The organism is Rathayibacter sp. AY1B8, assembly GCF_002932775.1.
GTDB lineage: Bacteria > Actinomycetota > Actinomycetes > Actinomycetales > Microbacteriaceae > Rathayibacter.
Map to the genome: position 1 here is coordinate 1 of NZ_PSWJ01000046.1, position 6044 is coordinate 6044.

The window sequence follows — 6044 nt, forward strand, 5'->3', positions numbered from 1 at the left end:
GTCCTCGGAGGCTAGGCGGGGCGGGGGGCGGCGTCCGCCCGTTGACTTCCCAGGTGCGCGGCCGTGCTCGCGGGTCCGGGGGCGCTCGCCGGCTCGAGGTCCGTTCTCCTCCGGCTCCCGCTCCGTTCTCCTCCGGCTCCCGCTCCGTTCTCCTCCGGCTCCCGCGACTGTCCAGGAGTTGTCGCACTCGAGCTCGAGTGCGACAACTTCTGCGCACTCGGCGACGACCGCTGGGACAGGCCCGGCGGCTCGCGACCACGCGGAAGCGGCCGTACTGGAGCGCGAGTACGGCGACTTCGGAGCAGTGGCGACCGGCTCGAGTGCGCGGGTCCGCGAGTGCTCAGGAGTTGTCGCAGTCGACGCCGAGTGCGACGACTTCTGGACAGTGGGGGGAGGGGCTCCGGGTGAGGGCTCGCGAGTGCTCAGGAGTTGTCGCAGTCGACGCCGAGTGCGACAAGTTCTGGACAGTGGGGGAGGCTCCGGTGAGGGCTCGCGAGTGCTCAAGAGTTGTCGCAGTCGACGCCGAGTGCGACGACTTCTGGACAGTGGGCGGCGTCCGAGCGGCGTCAGGGGCCCCGGCAGCACCCGTCAGGGACCCCGGCAGCACCCGTCAGGGACCCCGGCGGCACGCATCCGGGGCCCCGGCGGCACGCGTCGCACCCGGCGCCCGCGACCTAGGGTGAGGGCATGCATCCGCTCGACGCCCAGGACCCGCTCGCGCACTGCCCCGAGCTGTTCGTCCGCACCCCCGAGGTCCGCTCCTACCTCGACGGCAACTCGCTCGGCCGGCCGCTGCGCGCGAGCGTCGCTCGGCTCGCGCGGTTCGCGGAGGAGGAGTGGGGCGGCCGCCTCATCCGCGGCTGGGAGGAGGGCTGGCTCGACATGCCGCTCGAGGTCGGCGACGCCCTCGGCTCCGCGGTGCTGGGAGCCGCGGCCGGGCAGACGGTCGTCGCCGACTCCACGACCGTCCTGCTCTACAAGCTCGCCCGCGCGGCGATCGCCCGCCAGGCGGAGCAGGGGCGCGACGAGATCGTCGTGGACACCGACAACTTCCCCACCGACCGGTACGTGCTGGAGGGCATCGCGGCCGAGACCGGCAGCACGCTCCGCTGGATCGACTCCGACCCCGGGAGCGGCGTCGGCCCCGACGACCTCGCCCCCGTGCTCGGCGAGCGGACGGCACTGGTGCTGCTCAGCCACGTCGCGTACCGCTCGGGGTTCCTCGCCGACGCCGCGGCGATCACCGCTCAGGCGCACGAGGCCGGCGCGCTCGTGCTCTGGGACGCCTCCCACTCCGTCGGCTCGGTGCCGCTCGAGCTCGACGAGTGGGGCGCGGACCTCGCGGTCGGCTGCTCCTACAAGTACCTGAACGGAGGCCCGGGGGCGCCCGCGTGGGCGTACGTCGCCTCCCGGCACCAGGGCTCGCTCGCGCAGCCGGTGCAGGGCTGGATGGGCGTCGCCGACATGTTCGAGATGGGACCCGGCTACCGTCCGGCCGAGGGCATGCGGCGCTTCCTCAGCGGCACCCCGCCGATCACGGGGATGCTCGCGATGCAGGACATGATCGCGCTGATCGCCTCGGTCGGCATGCCCGCGGTGCGCGCGAAGTCGGAGGCGATGACGGCGTACGCGCTGGAGCTGGCCGACGCGTGGCTGGTCCCGCGCGGGGTGCGGGTGGCGACTCCGCTCGATCCCGCCCGGCGCGGCTCGCACGTGACGATCGCGCACGAGTCGTTCGCCGGCCTCGTCCCGCGGCTGCAGGCGGAGGGGGTCGTGCCGGACTTCCGCCGACCCGACGGCATCCGGATCGGCCTCTCGCCGCTGTCGACCACCTTCGCCGAGCTGGAGCTGGGCATGGCGGCCGTGCGGGACGCGCTGGACTGAGCGGGCCGGGGCTCGGCGGGGCGGCTGTTCCCGACCCCGCCCCCTGCCCTCACCGCGCGTCGCGCGTCCGTCGAGTGCTCTCCTTCTGCAGGGCCTCGACGAGCTCGGCCTTCGTCATGCGCGAGCGGCCGGAGACGTCCAGGCGCTTGGCGAGGTCCATCAGGTGCGCCTTGGTCGCGTTCGCGTCCACTCCGCCCGCCGTCTCGCCCCCGGGGGAGCGGCCGTGGCCCTCGGCGCGGGAGTCGGAGGGGCCGCTCTCGGCCTTGCGCTCCCAGTGGTCGCCGACCTTCTCGTACTCGTGCTTCAGCGCGGCGAAGGCTGTGCGGTGGGCGCGCTCGCCGTCGCCGTAGCTGTCGACGGCCGAGTCGTGCGCGGCCGACCAGAGCTTCTGCGCGTGCTCGTCGGAGCGCTCGATGGTGGACGGGATCTGTTCCTCGCGGGGCATGGCGGCCTCCCTCTCGTCCTCCGACGCTACGTCGGGTCGGAGGCGCCGGTCACCCCGTTGACGAGCGCTCGGCGGGCGCCTCCGTCCCCGGAGCGCACTCGGGAGGCCGCTGCCGGTGTTCTCACCGGGCCGACGCCGATGATGGGGCGATGTTCATCCCGACCAGAGCCGCCGGTCTCGAGGCGCTCGACGACTTCGTCGCCCGCGCGGGCTCCGCCTACGCCCGCGACCGCAACCACGACCTCGGACCGTCCCGGGACAACGTCTCCGGACTCTCGCCCTACCTCCGCCACCGCCTCGTCAACGAGCGGGAGGTCGTCGCCGCGGTCCTCGCGCGCCACCGGCTGACCGCCGCGGAGAAGTTCGTCCAGGAGGTGTTCTGGCGCACCTACTGGAAGGGCTGGCTCGAGCAGAACCCCGATGTCTGGCGCCGCTACCGCCGCGAGGTGGCGGACTCCTCCGCGGGTGATCCTCCGCCCGGCTACCTCGACGCGATCGGCGGACGCAGCGGCATCGACGCGATGGACGCGTGGGTGAGCGAGCTCGTCGAGACCGGGTACCTCCACAACCACACCCGCATGTGGTTCGCGAGCATCTGGATATTCACCCTCGGACTGCCGTGGCAGCTCGGCGCCGACTTCTTCTACCGGCATCTGCTCGACGGCGACGCCGCGTCCAACACCCTGTCGTGGCGATGGGTCGCCGGCCTGCAGACTCCGGGCAAGACCTACCTCGCCTCCGCGTCCAACATCGCGCGCTACACGGAGGGGCGCTTCTCGCCGAGCGGCCTCGCCACCACGGCCCCCGCGCTCACCGAGGAGCCCTTCCCGCCGCGGGCACCGCTCGAGCAGGACGACGTCGTGGGGACCGTCGGCGCCCGCCCCGGCCTCCTGTTGCACGAGGAGGACCTCGAGGCGGTGAGCCTGCTCGCCGAGCAGCCGGGTCTGGCCGAGCGCCTCGTGGCGTGCGCCGTCGCCGGGGACGCGGGCGGGCGCTCGCCGTCCGGAGTCTCCGACGCGGTCGCCGCCTTCACCGCCGCGGCGCTCGCCGACGCCGCCGAGCGCACGTCCGACTCCAGCGGTCGGCCGGCGAGGGTGCTGGCGGACGCGCGTGCCGCGACGGTCGTCGACTGGGCGGTGTCCGAGCGGATCGACACCGTGGTCGTTCCGTACGCGCCGGTCGGGCCCGTCGGCGAGCGGGTGGAGGCGCTCCGCTCGGCTCTCGCCGACGAGGGGGTCGCGCTCGTCACCGTGCGCCGCCGCTGGGACGGCGCGGCGTGGCCGTCGGCGTCGCGGGGGTTCTTCCCGTTCCGGAAGCGGATCCCGGCGCTGGTGCGCGACCTCGTCGAGCCCGCCGACGCGGCCCGCCTGTTCTGAGCGGCGTCCTGTGAGCCGCGTCCTGTAGGCCGCGTCCCGTGTCCCGCGTCCCGCATCCCGCATCCCGCGAGCCGCGAGCCGCGAGCCGTGTCCTGTGAGCCCCGTCCCGCGACCCACGTCCTGTGAGCCCCGTCCCGCGGAACCTGCCTGGTCCCGCGGGGCGGGTTCCGCTCAGCCGAGCAGGCGGTCGCGGAGGAAGTCGCTCGCGAAGCGGCCCGAGGGGTCCCACTCGGAGCGGAGGGTGCGCCACTCCTCGAGGTGCGGGTAGAGCGGCGCGATCTCGTCGGCTCCGGCGAGGAAGTGCTTGCCCCAGTGCGGCCGGGCGCCGAGCGGCAGCAGCGCGCCCTCGACGACGGGGAGCACGGCGTCGACGCCGGCGCGGTCCTTCTTGAAGGTGAAGTGCACGCCGACGCTGTCGCGGCCTCCGGCGGGGGAGAGCCACTGGTCGTCGCCCGCCATGGTCCGCAGCTCCGTGATGAGCAGGACGTCGTCGATCCGCTCGCCGATCGCGCGCAGCGCCACGATCGCCTCGCGGACGTTCGCGCGCGGCACCATGTACTCGCTCTGGATCTCGTCGCCCGCGCTCGGCTCGCGGTCGAGGCGGAAGTGCGGCAGGCGCTCGGACCACGGTCCGACGGAGCCGCCGAACGGGTTCAGGTTGGAGTCGACACCCTCCGAGACGGCGAAGAGGCTCGCGGAGGCGGCGACCGCGCCCAGGTGCGTCGCGTCGACGTCGGCGACGGATCCCGCCGCCACCTTGGTCTTCAGCCACAGCTGCTCCACCGTCGGCGAGGACCAGTGGGTCATGAGGCTGACGCTGTAGGCGGAGGAGGTGATCGCGTCGAAGTCGTCGAGCACGCGCTCCCAGGGCAGGTCGACGAACGCGTCCTGGCGGACGTCGAAGGTCGGCTGGATGTCGAGGGTCACGCGGGTGACGATGCCGAAGGCGCCGAGGCCGACGACGACGCCCTCGAAGCCCGGCTCCCCGCGGCGGATCGTGCGCAGCGAGCCGTCGGCGGTGACGAGCTCGAGCGCCGAGACGGCGGAGGAGAGGTTCGCGTTGCGGTCGCCCGAGCCGTGGGTGCCGGTCGCGATGGCGCCGGCGACCGAGATGTGCGGGAGAGAGCCCATGTTGTGCAGGGCGTAGCCGTTGCTGTGCAGGTGTGCGGCGACGACGCCGTAGCGGGTGGCGCCGCCGACGGTGACGGTGCTCGCCTCGGCGTCGATCACGGGGTCGGAGGCGAGGCGCCCCAGGTGCAGCAGTGCGCCGGGGGTGTCGGGCAGGGAGTTGAAGGAGTGGCGGCTGCCGAGGGCGCGGACGCGCTCGTTCTCGCGGACGAGGCGCTGCACCTCCTCGACGGACTCCGGCTCGATGATGGCGGCGGCGCGGTACTCGTAGGTGCCCGCCCAGTTGCTCCGTGAGGTCATGGGTCCATTCTGCCGGGTGCGCGCGGGATTTGTTGTTGGTTGCAACGAATGGCCCGGTGGTGCACGGGGACACCGCAGGACGGAACGGCGTGGATATTGTTCGGGGCGCGCTCCGGGCCTCTGACGGGGAGGACGGCGATGACCGCGCGCAGACGACCCCGCTCGGATCTGTTCCGGGTGAGCGTGAGCCTCCTGGTCACGATCGTGGTGGTGCTGCTCGTCCTGGCGACGGGGACGCTCGCTCCGGGCGACGGGGCCGTCGATGCGACGGCGACCCTCGTTCCGGTCTCTCTGCTCGGCCGGCCGCTCTCCACCGCCCTCTCTGTGGGCTGGAGCGCCGCCTCCTCCTCGCGCTTCGACGAGCAGGCGCTGCGGAGCACCGCCGAGGAGGAGGCGCGCGGCGAGCGGCGCCTCCTCTCGCGGATGGCGGGAGCGACCGGGGCGACCGGCACGACGCTGCCGGCGGCGGTGCCGGCGGCGGTGCCGGCGATCGTGGTCACGGTGGCGATCGCGCAGAGGACGGAGTCCCGCAGCGAGCCCCTCTCCCTCGCCGCCGCCCTGCTCGCCGTCGCGAGCTCGTGGGTGCTGATGGTCTTCTCGGTCGCACAGGCCTGCCTGCGCCTCGAGTCGCGGTCGCCCCGGCGGTCGCAGGCGCGCTTCGCCTTCGAGGAGGCGCCGCACTTCAGTGACGACGCGACCCTCGCGCTCCTGCTGTCCACGATGGCGGCCACGGTCTCGGCCGAGATCCGCTCGAGAGAGGGCTGGCGCCTGGTGCGCGCGAACGTCGTCATCGCGTTCGCCTTCGACTCGGTCATCATCGCGATGACGGTGTCACTGCTGTTCGGCGGACTCGCGGCCTGAGACGGCGGGAGCGGAGCGTCCGGCGGAGCCGGGGGCGGTGGGGTCGGGGC

General features: G+C 73.7%; 5 protein-coding genes. 3 read left to right on the forward strand and 2 right to left on the reverse strand.

What is annotated here, in order from left to right:
* Positions 1 to 687: 687 nt before the first annotated feature.
* Positions 688 to 1884 (forward strand): kynureninase, encoded by a 1197-nt coding sequence (locus C5C63_RS16470; protein ID WP_104326453.1) that lies wholly within the window; start codon positions 688 to 690, stop codon positions 1882 to 1884.
* Between the two features lie 49 nt (positions 1885 to 1933).
* Here C5C63_RS16470 and C5C63_RS16475 read toward each other — a convergent pair whose 3' ends face one another.
* The gene (locus C5C63_RS16475; RefSeq protein ID WP_104225169.1) at positions 1934 to 2329 is read right to left on the reverse strand and encodes a ChaB family protein; all 396 of its coding nucleotides are present in this window, start codon (positions 2327 to 2329) and stop codon (positions 1934 to 1936) included.
* A 149-nt stretch (positions 2330 to 2478) separates the two neighbouring features.
* Between C5C63_RS16475 and C5C63_RS16480 the strand changes: the two genes are divergently transcribed.
* The gene (locus C5C63_RS16480; RefSeq protein ID WP_104326454.1) at positions 2479 to 3705 is read left to right on the forward strand and encodes an FAD-binding domain-containing protein; all 1227 of its coding nucleotides are present in this window, start codon (positions 2479 to 2481) and stop codon (positions 3703 to 3705) included.
* A 171-nt stretch (positions 3706 to 3876) separates the two neighbouring features.
* Here C5C63_RS16480 and C5C63_RS16485 read toward each other — a convergent pair whose 3' ends face one another.
* A complete protein-coding gene (locus C5C63_RS16485; protein WP_104326455.1) occupies positions 3877 to 5133 on the reverse strand; it encodes an FAD-binding protein in 1257 nt (418 codons plus the stop codon).
* 138 nt (positions 5134 to 5271) lie between these two features.
* On the opposite strand from C5C63_RS16485, the gene C5C63_RS16490 reads away from it, so the two are divergent.
* The gene (locus tag C5C63_RS16490; protein WP_181110650.1) at positions 5272 to 5994 is read left to right on the forward strand and encodes a DUF1345 domain-containing protein; all 723 of its coding nucleotides are present in this window, start codon (positions 5272 to 5274) and stop codon (positions 5992 to 5994) included.
* Positions 5995 to 6044 lie beyond the last annotated feature (50 nt).